The organism is Chloroflexota bacterium, assembly GCA_014360825.1.
Lineage (GTDB): Bacteria > Chloroflexota > Anaerolineae > UBA2200 > JACIWT01 > JACIWT01.
This window is the reverse complement of sequence record JACIWT010000024.1, coordinates 368-22,885: the sequence shown is the minus strand read 5'-3', so window position 1 is coordinate 22,885 and position 22,518 is coordinate 368. Positions and strand designations below refer to the sequence as shown.

Genomic DNA, 22,518 nt, shown 5'->3' with positions numbered 1-22,518 from the left:
GAGGAGGTGGATACCATGAAGACCAGACTGGCAAAGATCGCCTACGGCCTGGGTAATCTGGGAACAGCCCTCTTCTTCCACACCATCGGGACCTATCTGATCTTTTTCTATACGGACGTAGTTCGTCTCGCACCGGGGTTCGTGAGTTTGGCCTTCGCCATCTCCTACGGCGTGTGGAATGCCATCAATGACCCTCTGGTCGGATACTTGTCGGATCGCACCCGCAGCCGCTGGGGGCGCCGGATCCCCTACATTCTATTCGGTGCTCCACTCACATTTCTCTGTTTTGTGCTCGTTTGGTCCCCACCCTTGGGAGGACAACCCCTTGCCACTCCCTCGCATCTCGGCGTTTTCCTCTATTTTGCCGTTGTGATTGCCCTCTTTGACCTGGTGTACACTGCCACGAGCGTGGCCTACATCGCCCTCTTCCCCGAGATGTATCTGAAATTGGAAGAGCGGACAGAGGTCTCCATCTATCGCCAGTTAGCGGCCATGATCGGCTCTGCGTGTGCCCTGGCCGTAACCCCTCTGATCACCTCATCTCTCGCCGAGAGAGTGGGCACCTTACGGGGATGGACGGGAGCAGGCATTGTGCTGGGACTCGTTGGCGCTGGAGCCTTTTGGATTTCCCTGTTAGGGAGCAGGGAACGGAAAGAACTCACCTCAAGAGAAGCAATGCCCCTTTTCCCCGCTTTCAGAGCAACACTCACCAACCGCTCGTTCCTAACCTTTGTGGGAGCCAATCTGATGATCTGCTACATCTGGAGCTGGCTCTCGGCGATGGTGCCCTTCTTCACCAAGTACATCATTGGCGCTGGCGAACAGCAGATGAGCCTTTTGTTTCTGGGGATGTTCGTCACCTCAATGGCGTTCTACCCCGTGTGGCGAAAGGTGGCCCTCCGCCTAGGCTCCAAAGGGACCCTTGCCCTGGCCGTGAGTCTATTTGTGATCTTCATGTCGCTCGTCCTGGTGGTCAGGGACCTGCCGCAAGCCTTGGTGATGATGCTCCTGGTGGGTGCTGCCAACTCCGGGATCACCTTGGTCAGGGAAATCTTGCTCAGCGACGTGATTGATGAAGATGAACTTCGCACTGGCCTGCGCCGGGAAGGGAACTATTTTGGGGTGAATGCCTTTGTCGAGCGACTGGCGATGGTTCTGGTTGGTGGCTCTACGTCTTTGGTCCTGGGCTTAAGTGGTTATACTCCTGAGGTAACGCCCCAGCCAGCCTCTGTCGTTTGGGGTCTCCGGCTGGGGATGAGTCTCTTGCCACTCATTGCCCTAGTGGTTTTCGTGGCGGCATTGCGGTACTATCCACTGGACAAAGAGAGGGTCATCGAACTGAAAGCCACGCTGGAAAAGTTGCATCAAGGGAAAACAGAAGGGTTAGAAACGGTCGCTCAGTAGGCGTAAGATGAACCCACTAAGCCCGCAACTTAGCGCCTAGTTCCTTCGCCAGTCGTTTGATGATGCGTTCCCGAATCGCCTGCACCTGCCTGTCGGTAAGCGTGTGCTCCAAGGATTGATAAGTGAGCGAAAAGGTCAGGCTCTTCTTGCCCGCAGGTATCGAGTCTCCACGGTACAGGTCGAAGAGAGAGACCCCGCGCAATAATTCCCCGCCCGCCTCTACAATCACTTCCCGCACCTTGGCCGCTGGTATGGATTCGTCCACGACGATTGCCAAATCCTCCACTACCGCCGGGTAGCGTGATAACGTTTGATAATAGCGCACGGCAGGGACTTGAGCCTCCAGCGCCTCTAAGTCGAATTCGGCCAGGCAGACCGTCCGCTCGGGCAGGTCGAACTGCGACCGTACTACAGGGTGCACCTCGCCGAGCACGCCTATATTCACGCCACCCACGCTGAGTTTCGCTGTCCGGCCAGGCTGCAAGGTAGGATGGCCAACTGGCTCGTAGGCCCCCACCAGGCCCAAGCGGGCCAGGAGCGTTTCCACCACGCCCTTCAGGTCGTAGAAGTCCACATCCGATGGGGCACTTTCCATCCAGGAGCGTGGCATCCGCGGCCCCGTCATGGCTATGCCGAGGCGACGTGGTTCTTGTGGCAATGGCTCGCCAGGCACTGGTAAATACACCCTGCCGATCTCGAAGACCGCGATGCGGTCTGTATAGCGCAAATTGTGGCGTAGCGTTTCCAGGAGCGAATTCATAAGCGTGCGCCGCATATACTCTCGCTCCGGCGTAAGAGGATTGGCAATGCGGATGTAGTCCTCTTGAGGAAACCCTTCCTCACCCCCAGGCGACAAGAGGGCGACACTGCGAAGGTTGGTCAGTGAGTATGTGATCACCTCATCCAAGCCCACACCCACCAGGATATCGCGGATGCGTTCCTCCAGTTCCAGCCGCGGGTTATCGCGCTGGGGCGGCAACACGTCGCTCATCAGGGTCATAGGGATGTTGTCGTAGCCAATCAGCCGGGCGATATCTTCGATGAGATCCGCGGGGATGGAGACATCGAGCCGGTAGGTGGGAAGCGTGACATGCACCTCATCACCTATAACATCGCACTGGTACTCGAGCGCGGACAGCAGTTCGGCGATGCGTGTCACACTGAGTTCTATGCCCAAAATACGCCTTACTTCGCGCGCGGTAATGGAGATGCGCTTCACTGATGATCTCACTGGGTAGGCATCAGCGAAGCCATCGGCTACCTCACCGTCACAGAGCAGGCGCATGAGTTCGGCAGCGCGGGCAAGCGCGATTACAGTCAGTTCCGGGTCCACGCCTTTGCCAAAGCGCATGGCAGCCTCACTGGGTATTTTGAGCAATTGTGAGGTGCGGCGCACGCTGATGTTGTTGAAATTGGCTGCCTCGATGAGCACGTTCGTTGTTTTCTCCGTCACTTCGCTTTCCAATCCACCCATCACTCCAGCCACCGCCACTGGGCCCTCTCCATCGGTGATGAGCAGCATCTCTGGATCCAGCACATGTTCCTGCCCATCCAGGGTTGTGATGCGCTCGCCTGGCCTGGCGCGGCGGACAACGATCGTCTGGCCGCGGATGCGATCGTAATCGAAGGCGTGCAAAGGTTGGCCCCATTCCAACATGCAATAGTTGGTGATGTCCACCACGTTGTTCAAGGGGCGCAGCCCGGCCAGGCGCAAGCGGTGTTGCATCCACAGCGGAGATGGGCCAACCTTCACATCGCGCACCAAGGCGGCGCTGTACCGCGCACACAAGTTGGGGTCGGCAATGCTCACTTTTATCTGCCCCCCTATCGCGGGGCCGGTGGCCTTCGCTTTCGGTACCGGGATGCGGGCTTTGGCACCGGTAAGAGCGGCCACCTCACGGGCCACGCCAACGATGGAAAAACAGTGGGTCAGATTGGGTGTTAGGTCTAGATCGAGCACCACGTCCCCCAGGTAATCGCGTAAAGGCACCCCCATCGGGGCATCATCGGGTAGGATGATAACTTCGTCGTGGTAGTCTGATAGACCTAGTTCCTTCTCTGAGCAAACCATGCCTGCCGAAAGCACGCCGCGAATGCGACTGGGCCTCAATTCGACCCACTTTTTCCCCTCTGCATGGCCGTCAATCAGCCGAGCCCCGGCTAACGCGAAGGCTACTTTCTGCCCCCGGTCGCCTATTTGGAGATTGGGCGCGCCAGTGACCACGGTCATAGGCTCTGCTGCGCCGTAATCCACTGTTACCAGGGTGAGTCGGTCGGCATTAGGGTGAGGGCTCACATCCACTACTTGACCCACCCGAATTTTGGCGGGGTCCCACTCCTCGCCGATGCGTTCGATGGCCGCTACTTCCAGTCCGGCCAAGGTCAGGCGCTCGGCAAGTTTTTCGATCGGCCAGGTGATATCCACATATTCTTTCAGCCAGCGGAGTGGCACTCTCATCTCTCTACCTCCCTGCTCTCGTAAACGATAGGCTCATCCAAACTGCGACAGAAAGCGCACGTCATTGCTGTAAAAATAGCGGATGTCGTCAATGCGATGGATGAGCATAGCAATGCGTTCGGGCCCCATACCCCAGGCATAGCCGCTGAATTTCTGCGGGTCATAGCCCCCGTTCGCCAACACGTAGGGATGTACCATGCCTGCTCCCAGGATCTCCAGCCAGCCCGTGTGTTTGCACACCCGGCAACCCTGGCCGGCACAGATAATGCAATCTATATCCACCTCCACGCTGGGTTCCGTGAACGGGAAGTAACTGCAACGGAAGCGCACCTTGCGGTCGGCGCCGAACATACGCTGGGCGAAAGCGGTCAGGGTGCCCTTGAGGTCCGCCATGGTGATGTTTGGGCCCACAGCCAGCCCTTCCACCTGGTAGAACATAGACTCTGCCCGTGCCGTCACCTGTTCGTAACGATAGCACTTGCCAGGCAAGAGAAGGCGGATGGGTTGTGGCGCGTATTGTCGCATGGCGTGAATCTGGCCCGGTGAGGTATGAGTACGCAACAGGACGCCCTCACGCGTGGTGTAGAACGTGCTCCACATATCACGTGCCGGGTGGTAAGGCGGAATGTTGAGCAATTGGAAGTTGTATTCATCGCTCTCCACCTCGCGGGTCTCCAGCACCTGGAAGCCCATCTCGGCGCAGATAGCGTAGATGCGGCGCAATATTTGCGTGGTCAGATGCAGGTGGCCGAGGCTTTGTGGCCTGCCGGGTAGTGTGACATCAATGGCGCCGGCTTCCAGATGGCGTTGTAATGCGGCTAAGCGCAGTTCTTCGGCCCGCGCCTGATAGGCTTTCTCCAGTCGCTCCTTGACCTCGTTGGCTCGTTGCCCCACTGCCGGGCGCTCCTCTCTTGAGAGTGCACCCAGACCGCGCAGGATAGCCGTCAATTCGCTCTTCTTGCCCAAGTAAGCGATGCGCCAAGCATCCAGGGCTTCCAGATCGCCGACAGATCTCAGTTCGGCCAGCGCTTTTTCCTCCAGTTTGTTTAGTTTATCTAACATCTTCCTCTCCTTCAGTCGGCATAGAAACAAAAACCGCTGCTTCGTCAGGGACGAAGTCAGCGGTCAACTGAACTCCGCGGTACCACCCTGTTTTCCCCGGGTGGGGACGCTCATCGGCCGGCAGTGGCATCCTACCATGCCCGATTACCGGCTGTCCTGCTAACGGTGGACTTCCGTAGCGAACTACTCAGAGCAACGCTCTTTTCCCCCGCTCGGCTCAGGAGTGAACTTCGGCGGGCTTCCCCCGAAAGAGGCTCTCAGCCTATGACCTCTTCTCTCTGGTGGGTTCCCTCCACCTACTCTCTCCGTCACTGCCTTTTGCGCTTACAGCGATGAATATATCACAGAAACTTGTAATTGTCAATTTGCGGCAGCCGCTTTTTGCGCTGCTTTGGCCCCGAAGCGTGCAAGTTCTACTATCGCTCGCTGGTGTATGCCCTCCCCGATCTTCTCGACCGCATCCCAAGCCTCGACGCGAAAAGTCAACTTGCGACCATCCACAGCGAGGAGTTCGGCTCGCGCGCGAACGGCCATACCCACGGGAGTCGGAGCAACGTGCTTCACATCCAGCGCCACGCCCACAGAGCGATAGCCATCTGGCAATAGGGGGTCCACGGCTGCCACGCTGGCCCGCTCCATCAGCCGCACCATCTCTGGCGTGGCGAGCACGGCCACGTTGCCGCTTCCCAGGTGTCGCGCGGTGTTTTCCGGGCCCACAACCAGTTCTGATTCGCCCACAAGCCCGGGCACGATGTTCTCAAACACGTCGGCCTCCCACAAGAGAAACTGGACGCCGTTGGCGTCCAGTAGTGATCCCACCCTCTGGCCTAGCCCCTCTCACGCTGGGACTGGGCTTCTTACGCCAAGTATCTCCGCTAATTCTGATTCCTCAACGGTCTCCTGTTCGATCAGGCGCTTGGCAAGTTCATCCAATTTGTCACGCTTTTCCGTGAGGAGACGCGTTGCTTTCTCGTAGGCGGCAGTGATGATGCGCTTGATCTCGGCATCTATCTCCTGTGCTACTTTCTCGCTGTAATCCCGTTGCTCCGCGATTTCCCGACCCAAGAAGATCAACTCTTCTTTCTGGCCAAAGGTGCGGGGACCCAAACTCTCATTCATACCATACTGGGTAACCATTGCCCGAGCCAGTTTGGTGGCTCGCTCGAGATCATTGCTCGCACCGGTAGTTACGTCGCCGAAAATCAACTGCTCTGCTGCCCGGCCAGCCAGGAGCCCCGCTATTTCATCCTCGAATTTCGCCTTGGATTGCAGGTAATGGTCGTCTTCTGGCAAATTCATAGTGTAGCCCAGGGCCATGCCTCTGGAAACAATAGTCACCTTGCGCACCGGGTCGCAATGAGGCAACGAGTTCATGACCAGCGCATGACCGGCTTCGTGGTAGGCGATAATTCGCTTCTCTTCTGGGCTGATCAAGCGGCTCTTGCGTTCAGGTCCGGCCACCACGCGCTCGATCGCTTCCTGGAACTCTTCCATGCCAATAGCGCGGCGGTTACGCCGAGCAGCGAGGATGGCGGCCTCGTTCACTAAGTTCTCGATGTCGGCGCCAGAAAATCCTGGCGTCTGCCTGGCCAGGTTCATCAAATCCACATCTGGAGCAAGGGGTTTGCCGCGGACGTGGACTTCGAGGATCGCTTTGCGCCCGTTCATATCGGGTCGGTCGAGGACCACGCGGCGGTCGAAGCGGCCCGGACGAAGGAGCGCGGGGTCCAGGATATCGGGTCTGTTCGTCGCCGCGATCACGATCACTTTTGTGTCGGTGTCAAACCCGTCCATTTCGACCAGGATCTGGTTGAGCGTTTGCTCGCGCTCATCGTGGCTACCCCCCAGCCCAGCACCACGATGGCGTCCCACAGCGTCAATTTCGTCCACGAAGACGATGCAGGGGCTGTGGCGCTTGGCTTGGTCGAAGAGATCGCGGACGCGGCTCGCGCCCACGCCCACGAACATCTCCACGAACTCGGACCCGCTGATGGAGAAGAAAGGCACTCCGGCCTCGCCTGCCACAGCCCGGGCCATGAGCGTCTTCCCTGTTCCCGGTGCGCCGACAAGCAGCACGCCCTTGGGGATACGCGCACCCAGAGCAGTGAATTTTTCCGGCTCGCGCAGGAACTCGACGACTTCCTGTAGTTCTTGTTTGGCTTCGTCCACCCCAGCCACATCAGCGAAAGTTACGGTGGGCTTATCACCAGTGAACAGGCGGGCACGGCTCTTGCCAAAAGAGAGGGCCTGGTTGTTCCCGCTTTGGGCCTGGCGCAGCATAAAGAGCAGGATGAGCCCGAAACCCAGCAGGGGGATGAACTGCATCAAGATGCCCATCACATCTCCCCAGGCACTGGGGCGCTCAAAAGTGATCTCACCGATAGCGTTGTATTGCTCTTCCGTCACGCCGAACGCAGAGAGCGAATCTTTGAGGCTCACATTGTGCTCTTTGCGCGAAGCCACTTTGTCGTTCTCATTGCCAGGTTTCAAGTAGACGGTCAAGTCATCGCCATCGCCAGAGACCGAGATTTTCTCTACCTGGCCTGCCTTCACATAACCAGCCACTTTGTCTATGGGCACGGTGGGAATCCGCTCTTGGGGGGCAACGAAGTTGTAATAGAAAAGCGACACCATGGCCAACAGAATGAGCAAATAAACAAACCCGTTACGCAACCAACTCGAATTCACTGTAGCCTCCAAGCATCCTTTCCACAGATGCTTACACACTTATTATAGCACAAAGCGTGTGAGTAGGGAAATCGTCTATCTTTGCAACTTAAGAGCCTATGCTCTCCGGTCATTTGTACACCAGGTACTTTGAGCATACGAACAGCCCAGACCTCCTGGGCTGTTTGTGTGGGCCCACCTGGACTCGAACCAGGGACCAACCGGTTATGAGCCGGCCGCTCTGACCGCTGAGCTATGGGCCCCGGCTTTGATCATTACTCATTATACCTGAAAAAGCCCCTGTTGACAAATGAGAGCGCTCGAATTGCCAGTATGCAAGTGTGCAGAGCAACTGAACGCAAACGGAGCCTCACGTTCCGTACCCCTCGCTCGGGAAGGACGCTGATTCGCCGCGAACCTGGATTTTGCGCTTTCGTAGCGCCATGCACTATAATCGTTTTAACATTCACCTGGAGACAACCCTTTGCTCAAAGACATTCGTCGCTTGTTCGCCGTAATGATGCTCTCTACCACCGTGATGGCCTGTGCGCAAAGCAATATACTCACCCCGACGCATCTGCCAAGTCCATCCACAACACCGCCGTCCATGGCGACACCAATGGCCACACCCACCCTCACCCCGTCCACACCAGATCTGGAGCCTTATCAAGTGGCGATGATTCCCAGCGCTCGTAGTGATGTAGCGACGGTGAGTTACCCAATCTTCTACGATATTACCGCTACCGTGGATCTATCTGGTGGGCAACCAATCCTCCACGCCGTACAGGAAATGACTTATGTCAACACAGAAAACGCCCCTATGGACGAAGTCTACTTCATCCTGCACCCTAATGCACCTGGCCGTGGTGGCTCGTTAGACGTGGAAGGACTCACTGTGGATGGAGTGAGCCGAGCACCTCTCTATGAACAGGACCGCTTCGCCTTGTGTGTGGACTTAGGCCGTGCGATCTCGCCCGGCCAGACCGCTCAGATCGTCATGACCTACACTGTCACTGTCCCTTCTGGAAACCATTACAACTACGGGACCTTCAATTATCAAGACAACGTCTTGACTTTGGCGAACTTTTACCCCATGCTGGCGGTATATGATGATCACTGGAACCTGGAAATGCCACCCAGTTATGGCGACCCGGCTTTCAGCGAGACGAGCCTTTTTCGCGTCTCTCTGACCGTCCCCGATGATATGGTGGTCGCTATGTCTGGCACGACCATAGATCGCCAACAAAACGCCGATGGCACTGTGACTCTCACCGCCCTCAGTGGACCTATGCGCGAATTTATGATTGCCATGAGCCCCGATTTCGAAGTAGTGAGTAGTACGCTAGGCGACACCACCATCCATTCGTATTACAAGGCTGGAGATGCGGAAGGCGGTGCACTGGTTCTACAGTACGTCCGCGACTCGTTGCGCATCTATAATCGGGACTTCGGCACCTATCCGTTCGCTGAGTTGGACATTGTGGAGGCCCCGGTAACGGCAGGTGGGGTCGAGTATCCCGGGCTCATCTTGATGGCTGCGAGCCGCTATGGGATGGAAGGTGACATTTTCGAATTCGCCGCCGTGCACGAGGCAATCCATCAATGGTGGTACAGTGTGGTGGGCAACGACCAAGTGGATGTGCCCTGGCTCGATGAGTCTCTGACGAATTACTCCACCGTTTTCTACTACCAGGCTGTATATAATCGCCAGGTTGCCGAAACGGTTATCCAACAGCGTTTCCGAGCCAAATATGAGGACGCATTGGCAGCAGGGCGCGACCAAGTGGTGGGACGGCCAGTGGCTGCTTTCACTGCGAAAGATTACGGCACTATTGTCTACGGCAAAGGTCCCCTCTTCTTTCATGCCCTGCGCGAGCGCGTGGGTGACGCGACATATCTGGACATCATGCGTGCCTATTACCAAGATCGGAAATATCAAATCGCCACGCCGGAGGATTTCCTGCGTGTGGCAGAGGCAGTATCGGGTCAGAACATCCGCGACCTGTACGAACAGTGGATCTTGGGTGCGCAAGGGTAATGCGCTCAGACTTAGCCCATGTCCTGGCGTGGCCCGGCAAGATCTCGCTGAGGGGTGAACCAAATCCCTTACCGCATAAATGGTCTTTGGGCCACGATGTACCAGAGCAGCGCGAAGGCCTCGCGGAGGGTATAGTAAAAGCGCAAGTGAGGGATAGTGTGGGTAGGACTCTCCAGCGCGGGGACGCCATAGGCTTGGATGCCAGTGTCGCGAGCCATCGTAACAGCACGGAGGAGATGGAACGGGTCACTCACGATGAGCAGAATATGCCAGCCGCGTTCGCGCATGATAGGGGCGGCGCGGGATACGCTCTCTAATGTCGAGCCGGATTGGTCGTCTACCACAAGCGCGCTCTCAGGTATGCTGGCCTCCAACACTAACCGGCGCATAACCTCGGCCTCGGCGGGCGGGATGCGTCCCAGGCCGCCGGACAGGATCAAATGGGAAGCGACACCACTGCGATATAGAGCGATGGCTCGCTCAGTGCGGGCTCGCAGGCTGGGGCTGGGTTCACCGCCCGGCCAAACTGCTGAACCGAGCACCAGTATGGCATCTGCCGGGCGCGATTCGTCCCGTGTGGCGTAGCGGTCCACCAGCAGGTAGGTAACTGCCACAACCACACCAGCGAGCAGGCTAGTGGTAACAAAGGCGATCACGACTTTTCTCACGAGAGGGATTTTAGCACAAGGCAGCACGGTGTTCAAAGCCGCCTGGCGTTCCAAGGCAGGTCGGCAGTTGCCTTCGAGTTAGACCAAGTGCCATCAGTAGGCACTAACACGATTACAGTGCTCTGAGGAGCAAATCATGTCTTTTCTAATCCAATTTCTGCCCTTTATATTTATCGCCTTGGTAGCCAATTTCGGAGAGCGCTATCCTGCGGCTCGTCCTCTCGTCTATATTCTGCATCTCCTTTTGAACTCGTTGGTGGCGATGATGGGCGCACTCTTTATTGTGCTGGGCTATCTCTCGCCAAAGATGGCGAGCGCACCAACGGGTCTCACGAGTCCGCAGGCAGCAGTCTCTTTAGGTGCACTACTCATTACCTGCGCAGTTTTGGCCACGACCCCGCTTTTCTCCGCAGTGCGCCGGCTCTTGGCCCACTTCTTGCCCATCAACCCCCATTCACTTATGGATATGACGGCGTTGGTCTTCGCCACCTACCTCGGGGGTATTTCGCTTGGTCAAGCGCTCATCTTCGGCACCGAGGTCTTTGAAGTGGACTTAGGCGTGGGCTGGCTCACACCCGAGGCGATAGTAGTGAGTGGTGGTGCATTCCTCATCTTGGCGGTGGTCGGCGTGGGATGGGGCATCCGGCGAGGCTGGCGGGATGCAGTGGAAAGGCTGGGCATAGGCACCCTTACCTGGCGACAAGTGGCCCTGTGTGCCGGGTTCGTGGTACTGCTATTGGTCTTGGACCACACCACATCCGAGGTCTGGGCCCTAATCGATCCGCAAGGCCACGCACAGATCATGGACTTGACTGACCGGCTCTTTGGCCCTTTTGCCAACCCTGCAGGGGCACTTCTCATTGGCATCACCGCTGGGGTGGGTGAGGAAACACTTTTCCGGGGGGCGCTCCAGCCACGGCTAGGTCTGCCACTGACCAGCCTTCTCTTCGCCTTGGCCCATGTCCAGTACGGGCTTTCGCCAGCCACTTTGGAGATCTTCATCCTGGCCATTGTGTTAGGTTGGGTGCGCCGCCGGATGAACACGAGCGCCTGTATCCTCATCCACTTCGCATTCAACACCATCGGTCTGCTTCTGCCCACATAGATAGAAGTATCGCTCAGTTTACGCCTTAGTTGGAAGGGGGTGTTTACGAGTGCCTCACATTGATTCGTACAGTTTCGGTCGCATTACGATAGATGGTCAGAGTTACACATCCGACGTGCTCATCACCCGTAGTGGGGTGAACCCTTCCTGGTGGCGGATAGAAGGCCACAGGCTGCAGCCCGAAGACCTTGAAACCGTCGTTGCAGCCCGGCCTGCCATCTTGGTCATCGGAACGGGGAACGCTGGGCTGATGAAAGTACCGCCAGCCACACGAGATTGGCTGGTAGCCCAGGGCATTCAGGTCTTTGTCGAGACTACCTCCCCGGCTTGCAAGCGTTATAACGAACTGGCAAAGTCAGGCGCTGATGTAGCCGCAGCGTTGCATTTGACATGTTGATCGCAAGGAGAAAACGCATTGAAGTGCATCCTCCTGGGCTATCCCCGCAGTGGGACCAGCTGGCTTCGTTCTGTACTCGACGCACATCCTGCGCTGCGGTTGGTCAACGAACCGCTAAACGGCGATGCCAATGAGCGCGCAGGTGAGGGAGGCCTTTTCACCGCCATTCGACGCCACCTGGGCCAAGAGACATTGACCCGCTATGCTGCTATCACCAAGGCTTGCTCTCGGCAGTGGCGAGGAATTCCGGCTGCTGCTCTGAGCGCCGATCAACAGCGTGACCTACAATGGGCAATCCACGCCTTTTTCCAGGCCACCAAAGCGACTGGTTTCAAGGAAGTGTGGTCCGGGCTAAAAGTACCTCTCCTCTGGGAGGCGACCAGGAGTACAGACAAGGACACGCGAGTGCTTTATCTGGTGCGCGGTTTCTACGGGGTGTTATATTCCGTTCACAGGCGCGGTTTTTGGTTTTGGTCTCACCGGCTGCATCACAACCTATACAAGCACTATACAGCGCTATCTCCGGACTGCCAGCGCATCGCCGCTGCCTTTCGCGATTGGACAACGCGTGAGGCACGCACCATTGTCACCTGGCTGACTTGGAACTACCATGACATACAGGCTGTAGAGGCGATCCCGGATGGACATATCGTTCGCTATGAAGATCTGGTGCAGTACAGGGATATTGCTGTGGACAAAGTCCTGGGCTTTCTCGGCTTGGATATGACGCCCGAAGTGGAAACAGCGCTCCAGATAACAGGCCAGGATGCCACGGATGCGCCGTATGATAGTCGCAAGGATGCGATGCGCCTTTTGGAAGAAACCCAAAACGTGGCCAGGGCTTACCGGGATCTCATCGTGGAGACTCGTCGCCGGGTCGAAGGGTTGCGGTCGGAGATATCCAGGCCCGATCTGTTGGACTGGCTGATGCCATAAGCCATCCCTGCCTCGTGGGAACACTGCTTGTTTTGTTATCCCCCCACTTACCAGAGGGCTCTGGGCAATGGAGTTTGACAAGTTCGCTTTGCTCCTGTATAATCTCAGGCAGTCGAGGAGGTGACATAGGGTGGACTGCGACGCAGAATCATCAACATTTGTGCCACAACTGAGCGGCAGTGTGTTCGCTGCCGAAGTGGGTCGTAGTGCGCCCTGATACCATGTAGTTATCGTCAAGTAAGGCCGTGGGCGCGCTCGACCGCCCACGGTTTTCTATTTCTCAAGGGATGCATTGTGCCGTGGGCAAGGTGAGTCCACGGCCTTTTGTTTGTCCCAATCCAAATCCCAATCTGAGGAGGTGCGCCATGTTCCGCGTCATCGTTCGCAAGTTACCAATCACTCGTTTCAACCGCAATGCCAAACTCTATCTGCTCAGCGCCATCCCCGACGGGTTGGGGTTCGGCATCTATGGGCTACTCTTCAACCTGTACATCCTGAGCACCGGGGCATCGGCTGACTTCCTGGGTCTGGTTACAGCAGCGCTCTCGCTCACCGGCCTGATTTTCGCCTTCCCCGCGGCAGCGCTGTCCGACCGCATAGGCCGGAAGGCGACGCTACTCCTGAGCGGGCTCGTTGCGCCACTGGCACTGATGGTGCTGGGCTTGGCCAGCGACCTAAAACTGCTTTTCATCTCGGCCCTCACGTTCGGGCTGGCGGGCAGCCTATGGGACGTCAGCCTCGCTCCGTTCAAGGCCGAAAACACGACCGTTGAGAACCGTACTGCCTTTTTCAGCCTCACCGCCACTATCTTTACTCTGGGGGCACTGGTTGGCAATCTCGTTGGCGGTTACCTACCCGGGCTGTTCGCCTCCTGGCTGAGAGTGGGCGCGGAAAGCGTCATGGCCTACCGCATGAGCCTGATGATGGTAGTCGTGCTGTGGATTCTTTCCTGCCTGCCCCTCTTTTTCCTGGAATCCGCCAATGGGGCAGAGACTGTGCCAGTTGAACGTTTTCGCTTGAACGTCACTCTTGCTACCCTGCCTTTTTATGCTAAACTGGTAGCGCGAGAACTGGCCGCGGCTTTTGGGACAGCGCTCCTGGTTCCATTTTTGAATGTGTTTTTCAAACAAGTCCATGCCGTAAACGATACACAACTTGGCAGTTTGTTCGCCACGAGTAATTTAGTCATCGCCTTGGGCACGTTAGCAGCGCCCTGGCTGGTCCGCCGGATAGGGAAAGTGCAGAGCGTCGCATTGGCGCAACTGTTGGCGATTCCTTTCCTACTGGCAATCGGTTTCGGTTCACTACCTTGGGCGGCAGTCGGTTTCTTGGTCCGCGCTATGTTGATGAATATGATGGGCCCGGTGTTCACCGCATTTGTGATGGAGTCGGTGGAGCCGACCGAGCGCGCTACCGCGAACAGCGTGATGATCACTACGTGGAACCTGGCCTGGGTAGTGGGAACCTATCTGAGCGGTCTGGTACAATCGCGATACGGTTTCACACCATTGTTCATCGCCGCCATGATTCTGTATGCCGTGGCTGCGGGGCTGACACTCTACTTCTTCGCGCCCAGCGAAGAGGAGGAAGAAGCGGATCTGGACGTGGAGATGCTTCCCGCTTAGGACGGTGGCTGGGCGGGACAACTGGAAGCATTTTAGACAAAAGGTGTATGAGGAAACAGATGATAAAAGCGATCGTTTTCGATTTCGGCGGGGTACTCATCCGCACACAGGATTACACAGCGCGACGGCAATGGGAGATGCGTCTGGGCTTGCCAGAGGGAGGGTTAGCGGCTGCGGTGTTTGCCAGTGAAGCCGGAGCCCTGGCAGAACTGGGCCGCATTTCTAATGCCGAACGTTGGCGACGGGTGGGCGAGACCTTAGGCCTGAACAGCCCCAACGAGGTCGCACAATTGCAGCGGGACTTCTTCTCCGGAGACGCAGTGAATCAAGAACTGATCTCTCTGATACATCGGCTGCGAGGGCGTTACAAGACAGCGCTCTTATCCAATGCCCCGATGGAATTGGCCCAAGAATTGGCGAACTTCGGCCTGAATGCGTGCTTCGATGAAGTGGTCATCTCGGCCGTCGTGGGTTTAGCCAAGCCAGACCCGGCCATCTACCGGCTAATGCTAGCGCGGCTTGGTGTCGCAGCAGCAGAAGCAGTCTTCATAGACGATATGCAAGTGAATGTAGATGCTGCCACCGCCCTGGGCATAGTGGGTATCCACTACCGTGATAACGCAACACTGTATCGCGATCTCTCGCGGGTATTAGGAGAATGGGATAAATGAACGAGTCACCTGACAACCTGGAACGCTTGAACCTACACTGGCGTGAGCAATTGGGCATCGCTCCAGATGACCTGCGCGTGGGTGAACTGCGTATCCTGTCCTGGCCGAAACGCAAGGAGGACTTGTGTTGGTGGGCTTTTCGCCGGCGTGGTCGAGCCATCCTTTCCGTGCGGGAGGATCTACTGGACGAGGCGATAGCCACCTTTGCTCAGGTCCCCGTGCCCGAACTGTTTAGCGACGCCAACCGCGCTCGCATGAAGGCCATTGCGGATGCCCACGGGAAGGCGCTCTACGACGATTTCGGGCCAGTTCTCTATGTGGATGAAGAGCACTTTCTGCCAGCAGCCGGAACAGAGGATTGCCGCGCCTTGGGGCCGAGTGAGGGACACTTGATGGAGAACTGGCCACAGGAGGCCTACGAAGAGTGGATTCTCACTGAACTACGCGCAGATTATGCTAAGCAGCCACTGGAAAATCGTTTCTGGGTGCGGATGGAGGGTGAAGTTCCTGCTGCAGTGGCGTGGATGGAGGTCCAAACGCAGCAAGCGTGGGAAGTGGGGGTTGGCACCCACCGCGATTATCGGCGCAGAGGATATGGCCGCGCCGTGGTATCGGCGGCCACAAAAGCGACCTTAGACCGAGGCTTGTTGGTCGTGTACACTACCGCCTGGACGAATATCGCTTCTCAGCGGCTGGCACGGGGACTTGGCTATATCCCCTATGGCGAGCAGGTATGCATTGAGTACGCCAAATAGAGTCGCCGAACGGTGAGCGTGGCGTCGAGGTTACAAAGTTCGGAGCACTTGCCTCGAGCAATCGCCAACCAAGCCCACGTCTATTCTTCTCCCCGACTCCACTTGCGTGCCAGAGCGAACTTGCGCGCTCGCGGCAACTGCCTGATGCTCTCCTCCAACCGTAGAGCCGAGGCACGACTCGGCATCGCCCGGCAGGCAAGCAGTTTCACCGGCCGGCGCGCCCTGGTGTAGTGCCCTCCTCGTCCCATGTTGTGTTGGCGGACTCGCCGCTCGGGGTCGGTGGCAATACCCGTGTACACCGTGCCGTCGGCGCACTCCAGGAGATAAACGTACCAGATTTCACCCGCTGTGTTGGGTTCCGTCTTCATGGGTGTCCTCTGGCGTCTCCCCAAAAGGGGGTGTCACCGCAACTGTTTCGCCAATACCACCAAGGGCAGTAGTGCCATTCGTACCGCTTTCTGCAGCCGGGGCCTGGAGACTATCAGATCTGCGACCGGGGGGCTCAAACGCTCATAGACGGCGATGAGAGCCCTGCCCAACGTATGGGCGCGCAGCCAATGCTCACGGAGGTCTCGCAATGCTTCCACGTCGCTGGACAACGCCGAGCCATAAGTCGCCGTAGCCACCAAGCAATCCGATCCAGAGCCGCTCAAGTTCACTATCACCAGTCCTTCGTCTGGATCATTGCTCTGGATGTCTAAGTGGCCATTGTATGGGCCCTTTGCCGGTGGTGTGAACGTGACCGTTACCTCGCGGATCTCCGCTGGCTGGAGAGTGAAGGCCGGGTTCTCGGATAATATGAACGATGCGGAGTCGGAGGAGATAGAATTCACCACCAGCGCCCCGCTCCCAGCGTTGCTGATCTGAATGGTGCGAGATTTGGACCCGCCAATGCGCACTGCGCCGAAATCCAGAGCCACGGTGCTCACTTCAATGTCAGGGGTGCCCACCTCGGGCGGCAATGGCCCAACCCCAACTGCCGCCATCGCCTTTTGGATGGCCTGGTGTTTGATCATATCGCCGGGGTAGAGGTCCAGACAAGCCTGGAGCAGGGCATTGCGGCAAGCAAAGAAATCCGAGTTGTGCACCAGGTAGCGGGTCAGGGCGCGATAATAGATGGCTGCCGCCGCCTCTTTGCCGATGCCCTGCACGGTCACCCCGCGATGCGTTCCGCCCTCCACCAGCAAATAGGCTGCCTTGTTCATAATCCCAGAATTGTGATGCACCACATAACTCGGATTGCCGTTGGGGTCGAAATCGCTGTAGTGGTCTGGCTGGCCGCAGCGAGGCGGGTCCGCCATATTGCGCAGCGCATCACCAGGGACGCCCGGCGTCCAAATATCCTCTCCGATGAGCCAATCCTTGTCCTCAATCAACGTGCCGAAAATGTCAGCGTAGGACTCATTGAGTGCGCCCGACTCCCCCCAGTAATCGAGCCCCCTGGGCCGGCCATCGGAGTAGGTGATAGCGTAGTCAATGACAGCGTGGGTGATCTCGTGGCCCACCACATCCAGTGCCTTGCTGAGGGGGCCGAAAGTGACGCCATCTCCATCGCCGTAGATCATCTGCAGGCCATTCCAGCCAGCATTGTTCTGGCTACACGTCCAATTCTGATCCGGCACGCCGCAGTGAACGGTGGATTTGAGAGTAGCGCCCCGGCCATCGAAACTATCGAGTCCGAACTTGGATTTGAAGTAGTCGTACACTTTGCCCGCGTTGATGTGGGCGGCGCGGGCCACGTCGTCTACTGGCTGCCCCGGCACCTCCCCGGCCTCATTGATCCAGAGGGTGCCGGGAAGTTGGAAACAATCGTTGGAGTAGTATGTCTCGCGGTTGCGGGCTGTCTTGATATTGCTGTATTTGAAAACGATCTCGCCGCTGTGAGCATCCACGAAATATACGAAATTGCCCAGGATAACGTGCCAGCACAGGACGTTGCGATCCTCTCCGGGAACTTTCCTATGGCGGAAAGAAGATGTGTTCACCACAATCAAGCGGGTCTCGGCGGGGGGCAGTCGTGCGGCATCCACACCGAGGTCGGATAGGGCAGTCTGAATGGCTTGGTCGGCGCTGATATTGGGAGTGGTGGAGAGGGTGATTTCCGGTTGGTACCGGCCGCTGACCGAGCGGATGGTGTTGTCACGGTCGAGGTTCACTACCATCTCACCGTCGAAGACCTCGACACCCTGATAGGTCTGCCACATCCGCACCGTCGTGCCGTGCTCGTCGGCCTGGACGCGGGTGGTCGCCATCTCCTCATCGGGGTCTGACATGCGGTAGAGGCTGCGGGCGGCAGAGAGGAAACGACGGGCGGCTGCCTCCGCCTCAGACTCTGGCTCAGGTGCTCCTGCCAGTCCATGAGTGGGGGCAGCCTCGGGCCGGGGTGGGGGTTCGATGGCTCCCTTGATGAGTTTGGGCACGCCAGTGGCCTCGTCCCACTCCACCTTGAGGTCCCGGTGTTTGGCCCGCAGAGCGCGCAGGGCGGTCAATTGTTCACGGGTTGGCTTGGGCATTATGTGCCTCCTTATCTGTCTGCAAATGGGGTTCCGCAGGCCGTAGAGCAGCATCCTTCGCACCAAAGTAGCCAGATCGGCCCTGCGGCTTGCGCCTTGGCCATTAGACATAGACATTATACAGGCATTTTGCTTCAGCGCCAACTCTCTTGATTCGATGAGGGAGCATCTTCGATGAAGAGCACGATTTTCATCGGCGCGATTCAGCGGTGATTGACAATTCCACCGGAAGGGGCTATACTACTAATCACTCCGTACCAGAAAGGGGGCCGAACAACGCAACCATGTCGAGAAACCAACTGCTACTTGCGGCTTTGATGATCGGATTCTTGGCGGTCGCGCCCGCATGTGGTGTCTCCACTCCTGTGCCGACGCCTACGCCGACCATCACTCCCACTCCCAAACCCACACCATTGCCCATTAGCATCACCTTTCTCCACACCAACGATACACATGGTCACCGCGAAGCGTGCGGTGTTTGAGGACACCCCGGTGGGTTGGCTCGGCGAGCCACCGTCATCCAAGAGCAACGAGAGGCAAACCAGTATGTCCTGCTTGTGGACGCCGGCAACGCACTCTTCAGCACACAAGATCGCCTGACCCTGGAGACCAAAGGCCGGGCTATCATCGAGGCTTATAATTTCTTAGGTTACGATGCAATGGGATTGGGTCAGGACGATGTACAACTGGGCGCTGAGGTGCTCAAAGCCCGTATCGCAGAGGCACAATTCCCCATTGTCTCAGCGAACGTGTACGTCGGCAATTCACAAGACCTGTTGACCCGACCGTACGTGATCTTAGAGCGAGGTGGGCACCGCATCGCTATCCTGGGGCTCACCTGGGGGGAGATGTTCATCCCCGAGTCGCTGCAACAACCGACAGCCTCTGGCCCGGAGCCACAGCCTGTCCCACAGCCGACGGTCCAGACATCGGGTCCTGTCCCGCCTAGTTTTGTAAACGGTCTACGGGTGGAAGACCCGGTGGTGGCCGCGTCCAAGTATCTGGCAGAGATTGTGCCCCAGGCTGACATCATCGTCGTGCTCTCCACTATGGGTTCGCAGTACAACCAGCGTTTACCTGCGTTTTTCCCCATGGTGGACCTGGTCGTGAGTGGTGGGGATGCAAGACGCCCTGCGCCACCCGCACCCGTCCTTCTCCCTAGCAACACGGTGGTGGCTGAGGCAGGCTACGACGGGATGTGGATCGGCCGCGTGACGATGGATTTCGATAGCACGGGGACTATGATCCGCCAGGATGGTGAGGCCTACTATCTGACTGACCCGCCTTACTCTGACGAGCCGGCTATGCGCGAGTTCTTAACCAAACAGGTGTTCGCGTCAACACCAACTCCTAGCCCTTAGGAACTGTGCCGTAGCCGACACTTAGACAAGAAAAATAGACTGGCAGGCGGCAGGCCCCATTGCACATTATCTTCCAGCACGTTCTCCAAGACTTCCGAAGTCTTCTCAGGCTTCGGAAGTCTTAATCACGAGTGAATAACGATTCAGAGGAGCGTTTCCTATGGCAAGGGAACTCAGCGCCAACGAACTACGGCCGGTCTGTGACCCGAGCACCTTCCATTTCACGACGACGGAAGAACTGCCCCCGCTGCAAGAGATCATCGGGCAAGACCGCGCTCGGCGGGCCATTGAATTCGGCATCGAGATCGAAAGCCCCGGCTTCAATATCTATGCCCTGGGTCCTTCGGGCTCAGGGCGGACCAGCATTGTGAAGCGATTTCTGGAGCAAAAAGCCGCTGGGCGTCCAACCCCCGACGACTGGTGTTATGTCAATAATTTCGCGGACCCTCGCCGTCCTCGCGCCCTGCACCTACCTCCCGGACGCGGTGTCCGACTGCGCCGAGATATGGCGGAACTGGTCACCCAACTGCGCGATCGGATTTCCCGAGCCTTCGAAAGCGAGGACTATGCTCGCCACCGCAGCAACATCCACCGCGCTTTCCAGGAAGCGCAGAACGGCAAGTTAGCCGCATTGGAGGAATTCGTTCGTCAGCGTGGCTTCACCTTATTGCGCACACCAATGGGCCTGGCCGTGGCCCCGGTGGTGGATGGTCAGGTCTTGGACGAAGAGGCTTACCAGAAACTTCCCCCAGAAGTGAGGGGCGGACTCGAGAAGCATCGCTCGGCCATCCAGGAACAGATGGAGAAGACCATACGTGCCATTCGGGATTTGGAAAAAGAAGCCCGAGCCAGGGTCCAGGAACTCGATCGCCAAGTAGCAATGTACGCCGTAGGTCACCTCATCGAGGATGTGAAAACCCGCTATGCAGACTGCCCCCAGGTGGGTCTGTACCTCGATGAGTTGCAGGGCGATGTAGTGGAGAACGTCCACCTTTTCCAACCCAGCGAGGCTGCCGAAGAGACATCGCCCAAGATCCCCGGGGTCGCCGGGAGGGGTGATCCGCTGACGCGCTACAGCGTCAACGTGATCGTGGACAATAGCAAGGTGAGCGGAGCGCCAGTGGTGTTCGAGGGCAACCCCACCTATTACAATCTGGTGGGACGGACTGAGTATCGGGCGGAGTTAGGCGCGCTGGTCACCGACTTCACTATGATCCGATCAGGGGCGCTCCACCGCGCCAACGGCGGCTATCTAATGCTTGAGGCAGCGAGTCTGCTCCGTTCACCTCTGGCCTGGGATGTCCTCAAGCGAGCACTGCGCAGTGGCGAGATTCGCCTAGACGAGATGAGCGCTGACTACACACCCGCCTTGATGGAATCGCTCCGCCCAGAGCCAATCCCCCTCGACACAAAAGTCGTGCTCATCGGCGACGCCCAGTCGTATTACTTACTACTCCATCTGGATGAGGAGTTCGGTGAACTGTTCAAGGTCAAGGCCGAGTTCGACTATCTCATGGATCGAACGCCGGAGGGCCTGCAGAATTACGCCGCATTCATTGCCGAGCGCTGCCGCGAAGAGGGTCTGCGCCACTTTACCCCCGACGGTGTGGCTGCAGTGGTGGACCACAGTTCACGCCTGGTAGAGGACCAGTACAAACTCAGCACGCGCTTCGGTGAGATCACCGACCTCCTGCGCGAGGCCAGTTTCTGGGCTGGGCAGAACAAGCGCCAGGCCGTCACCGCCGCCGACGTGCGCCAGGCGGTGAGCGAGCGAACCCGTCGCCTGAACCGTTCCGAGAAGCGCTGGCAGGAACTGATGCGCGAGGGTGTGATACTCGTGGATACCGAGGGCGCGAAGGTGGGCCAAGTGAACGGCGTCTCGGTGATCGAGATGGGCGATTATGCCTTTGGCAGGCCATCGCGCATCACGGCCATCACTCACGCGGGCGAAGCAGGATTAGTGGCTCTGGACCGGGAGGCGAAGTTAAGCGGCCCCCTCCACGACAAAGGCGTGTTCACCCTGGTCGGCTATCTGAGCGCAAAGTACGCACGGGGGGAGAAACTCTCTTTCTCCGCCCGCCTCTCTTTCGAGCAGTCCTACGAGGAGATAGAGGGCGACAGCGCCGCTTCCACCGAACTCTACGCCCTGCTTTCCAGCCTGGCGGACCTGCCCATCCGCCAGGGCATTGCCGCCACCGGCTCGGTGAATCAACACGGGGAGGTACAGGCCATTGGCCAGGTGAACGCCAAGATCGAGGGCTTCTTCGACCTTTGCGCGGCGCGAGGGCTGACCGGCGAACAGGGAATGGTGATCCCAGAAGCCAATGTGCGCAACCTGGCGCTGCGCGAGGACGTGGTGGAGGCAGTGCGGGCCGGGAAGTTCCACATCTGGGCGGTGCGCACGGTGGACGAGGGCATCGCCCTGCTCACAGGCTGCCCGGCGGGCGAGCGTGATTCTGAAGGACGCTATCCGGAGGATTCTGTGAACGGGCGGGTGGAGAATGGTCTCCCCGCGCTGAGTGAGGCCGCCCGCAAGGAGGAGGGCAAGGCCAAGGGGAAGCAATAGGTGGGAGCAATCTCCAGATTGCGGCCAGCGTGTCGCCCTCTGGAGACGGCTCCCACTTGGGAGTAGGGACGGAGGGAGAACATGAACCCCGAAGCACGAGCGAAAATGGCCCTGGTTGCACTCATCGTGGTACTGGCAGCGATGGCTACCCTGAGCGCTGCGCCCGCCTCGGCTGGCCAGTCGTGGGAGCAATCTCCAGATTGCGACCAGAGTATCGCCGTCTCGTACCTCACCCCCCATCCCCCTCTCCATAAAAATGGAGAGGGGGCGCAGGGCAACCACTGCCGGATCC

The 22,518-nt window shown here is 58.0% G+C and carries 18 protein-coding genes and 1 tRNA gene; 10 read left to right on the top strand and 9 right to left on the bottom strand.

What is annotated here, in order from left to right; genetic code table 11:
• Window positions 1–15: 15 nt before the first annotated feature.
• Window positions 16–1,404, top strand: a complete 1,389-nt coding sequence (locus H5T64_11815) for an MFS transporter (GenBank protein ID MBC7265024.1) — start codon at window positions 16–18, stop codon at window positions 1,402–1,404.
• Window positions 1,405–1,420: 16 nt separating this feature from the next.
• Here H5T64_11815 and H5T64_11810 read toward each other — a convergent pair whose 3' ends face one another.
• The 5 genes from H5T64_11810 to H5T64_11790 form a co-directional block, all read right to left on the bottom strand.
• A complete protein-coding gene (locus H5T64_11810; GenBank protein ID MBC7265023.1) occupies window positions 1,421–3,862 on the bottom strand; it encodes a phenylalanine--tRNA ligase subunit beta in 2,442 nt (813 codons plus the stop codon).
• 33 nt (window positions 3,863–3,895) lie between these two features.
• Window positions 3,896–4,924, bottom strand: a complete 1,029-nt coding sequence (gene pheS, locus H5T64_11805) for a phenylalanine--tRNA ligase subunit alpha (GenBank protein MBC7265022.1) — start codon at window positions 4,922–4,924, stop codon at window positions 3,896–3,898.
• Window positions 4,925–5,284: 360 nt separating this feature from the next.
• Entirely contained in the window at window positions 5,285–5,575 is a 291-nt protein-coding gene (locus H5T64_11800) for a thioesterase (protein ID MBC7265021.1), read from the bottom strand.
• A gap of 186 nt (window positions 5,576–5,761) precedes the next feature.
• Window positions 5,762–7,558: an ATP-dependent zinc metalloprotease FtsH gene (locus tag H5T64_11795; GenBank protein ID MBC7265020.1), complete on the bottom strand. Its 1,797-nt coding sequence runs from the start codon at window positions 7,556–7,558 to the stop codon at window positions 5,762–5,764.
• A gap of 223 nt (window positions 7,559–7,781) precedes the next feature.
• Window positions 7,782–7,854: transfer RNA gene (locus tag H5T64_11790), tRNA-Ile, on the bottom strand.
• A 221-nt stretch (window positions 7,855–8,075) separates the two neighbouring features.
• Here H5T64_11790 and H5T64_11785 point away from each other — a divergent pair.
• Window positions 8,076–9,629, top strand: coding sequence for a M1 family metallopeptidase (locus H5T64_11785; protein MBC7265019.1), 1,554 nt, complete (start codon window positions 8,076–8,078; stop codon window positions 9,627–9,629).
• Window positions 9,630–9,697: 68 nt separating this feature from the next.
• On the opposite strand, the gene H5T64_11780 is transcribed toward H5T64_11785, so the two are convergent.
• Window positions 9,698–10,324 carry a YdcF family protein gene (locus H5T64_11780; protein MBC7265018.1) on the bottom strand — a complete coding sequence of 209 codons (627 nt, stop codon included), beginning with the start codon at window positions 10,322–10,324 and terminating at the stop codon, window positions 9,698–9,700.
• Window positions 10,325–10,433: 109 nt separating this feature from the next.
• On the opposite strand from H5T64_11780, the gene H5T64_11775 reads away from it, so the two are divergent.
• The 6 genes from H5T64_11775 (at window position 10,434) to H5T64_11750 (ending at window position 15,786) form a co-directional block, all read left to right on the top strand.
• Window positions 10,434–11,402: a CPBP family intramembrane metalloprotease gene (locus H5T64_11775; protein ID MBC7265017.1), complete on the top strand. Its 969-nt coding sequence runs from the start codon at window positions 10,434–10,436 to the stop codon at window positions 11,400–11,402.
• A gap of 49 nt (window positions 11,403–11,451) precedes the next feature.
• Window positions 11,452–11,799 (top strand): Mth938-like domain-containing protein, encoded by a 348-nt coding sequence (locus H5T64_11770; protein ID MBC7265016.1) that lies wholly within the window; start codon window positions 11,452–11,454, stop codon window positions 11,797–11,799.
• Window positions 11,800–11,817: 18 nt separating this feature from the next.
• Complete coding sequence (locus H5T64_11765; GenBank protein MBC7265015.1) at window positions 11,818–12,735, top strand: sulfotransferase; 918 nt, start codon at window positions 11,818–11,820, stop codon at window positions 12,733–12,735.
• Window positions 12,736–13,100: 365 nt separating this feature from the next.
• Window positions 13,101–14,360, top strand: a complete 1,260-nt coding sequence (locus tag H5T64_11760; protein MBC7265014.1) for an MFS transporter — start codon at window positions 13,101–13,103, stop codon at window positions 14,358–14,360.
• Window positions 14,361–14,419: 59 nt separating this feature from the next.
• On the top strand, window positions 14,420–15,031 hold the full coding sequence (locus tag H5T64_11755; GenBank protein MBC7265013.1) for an HAD family phosphatase: 612 nt from the start codon (window positions 14,420–14,422) through the stop codon (window positions 15,029–15,031).
• Entirely contained in the window at window positions 15,028–15,786 is a 759-nt protein-coding gene (locus H5T64_11750; GenBank protein ID MBC7265012.1) for a GNAT family N-acetyltransferase, read from the top strand. The genes H5T64_11755 and H5T64_11750 overlap by 4 nt, the downstream gene beginning before the upstream one ends.
• An 80-nt stretch (window positions 15,787–15,866) precedes the next feature.
• On the opposite strand, the gene H5T64_11745 is transcribed toward H5T64_11750, so the two are convergent.
• From H5T64_11745 to H5T64_11735, 3 genes are all read right to left on the bottom strand, one after another.
• On the bottom strand, window positions 15,867–16,154 hold the full coding sequence (locus H5T64_11745; GenBank protein ID MBC7265011.1) for a GIY-YIG nuclease family protein: 288 nt from the start codon (window positions 16,152–16,154) through the stop codon (window positions 15,867–15,869).
• A 33-nt stretch (window positions 16,155–16,187) separates the two neighbouring features.
• Window positions 16,188–18,299 carry a M4 family metallopeptidase gene (locus H5T64_11740; GenBank protein ID MBC7265010.1) on the bottom strand — a complete coding sequence of 704 codons (2,112 nt, stop codon included), beginning with the start codon at window positions 18,297–18,299 and terminating at the stop codon, window positions 16,188–16,190.
• 247 nt (window positions 18,300–18,546) lie between these two features.
• Window positions 18,547–18,726, bottom strand: a complete 180-nt coding sequence (locus tag H5T64_11735) for a hypothetical protein (GenBank protein MBC7265009.1) — start codon at window positions 18,724–18,726, stop codon at window positions 18,547–18,549.
• Between the two features lie 70 nt (window positions 18,727–18,796).
• Between H5T64_11735 and H5T64_11730 the strand changes: the two genes are divergently transcribed.
• Complete coding sequence (locus H5T64_11730) at window positions 18,797–19,660, top strand: bifunctional metallophosphatase/5'-nucleotidase (protein ID MBC7265008.1); 864 nt, start codon at window positions 18,797–18,799, stop codon at window positions 19,658–19,660.
• A 160-nt stretch (window positions 19,661–19,820) separates the two neighbouring features.
• The gene (locus tag H5T64_11725; GenBank protein ID MBC7265007.1) at window positions 19,821–22,226 is read left to right on the top strand and encodes an AAA family ATPase; all 2,406 of its coding nucleotides are present in this window, start codon (window positions 19,821–19,823) and stop codon (window positions 22,224–22,226) included.
• Window positions 22,227–22,518 lie beyond the last annotated feature (292 nt).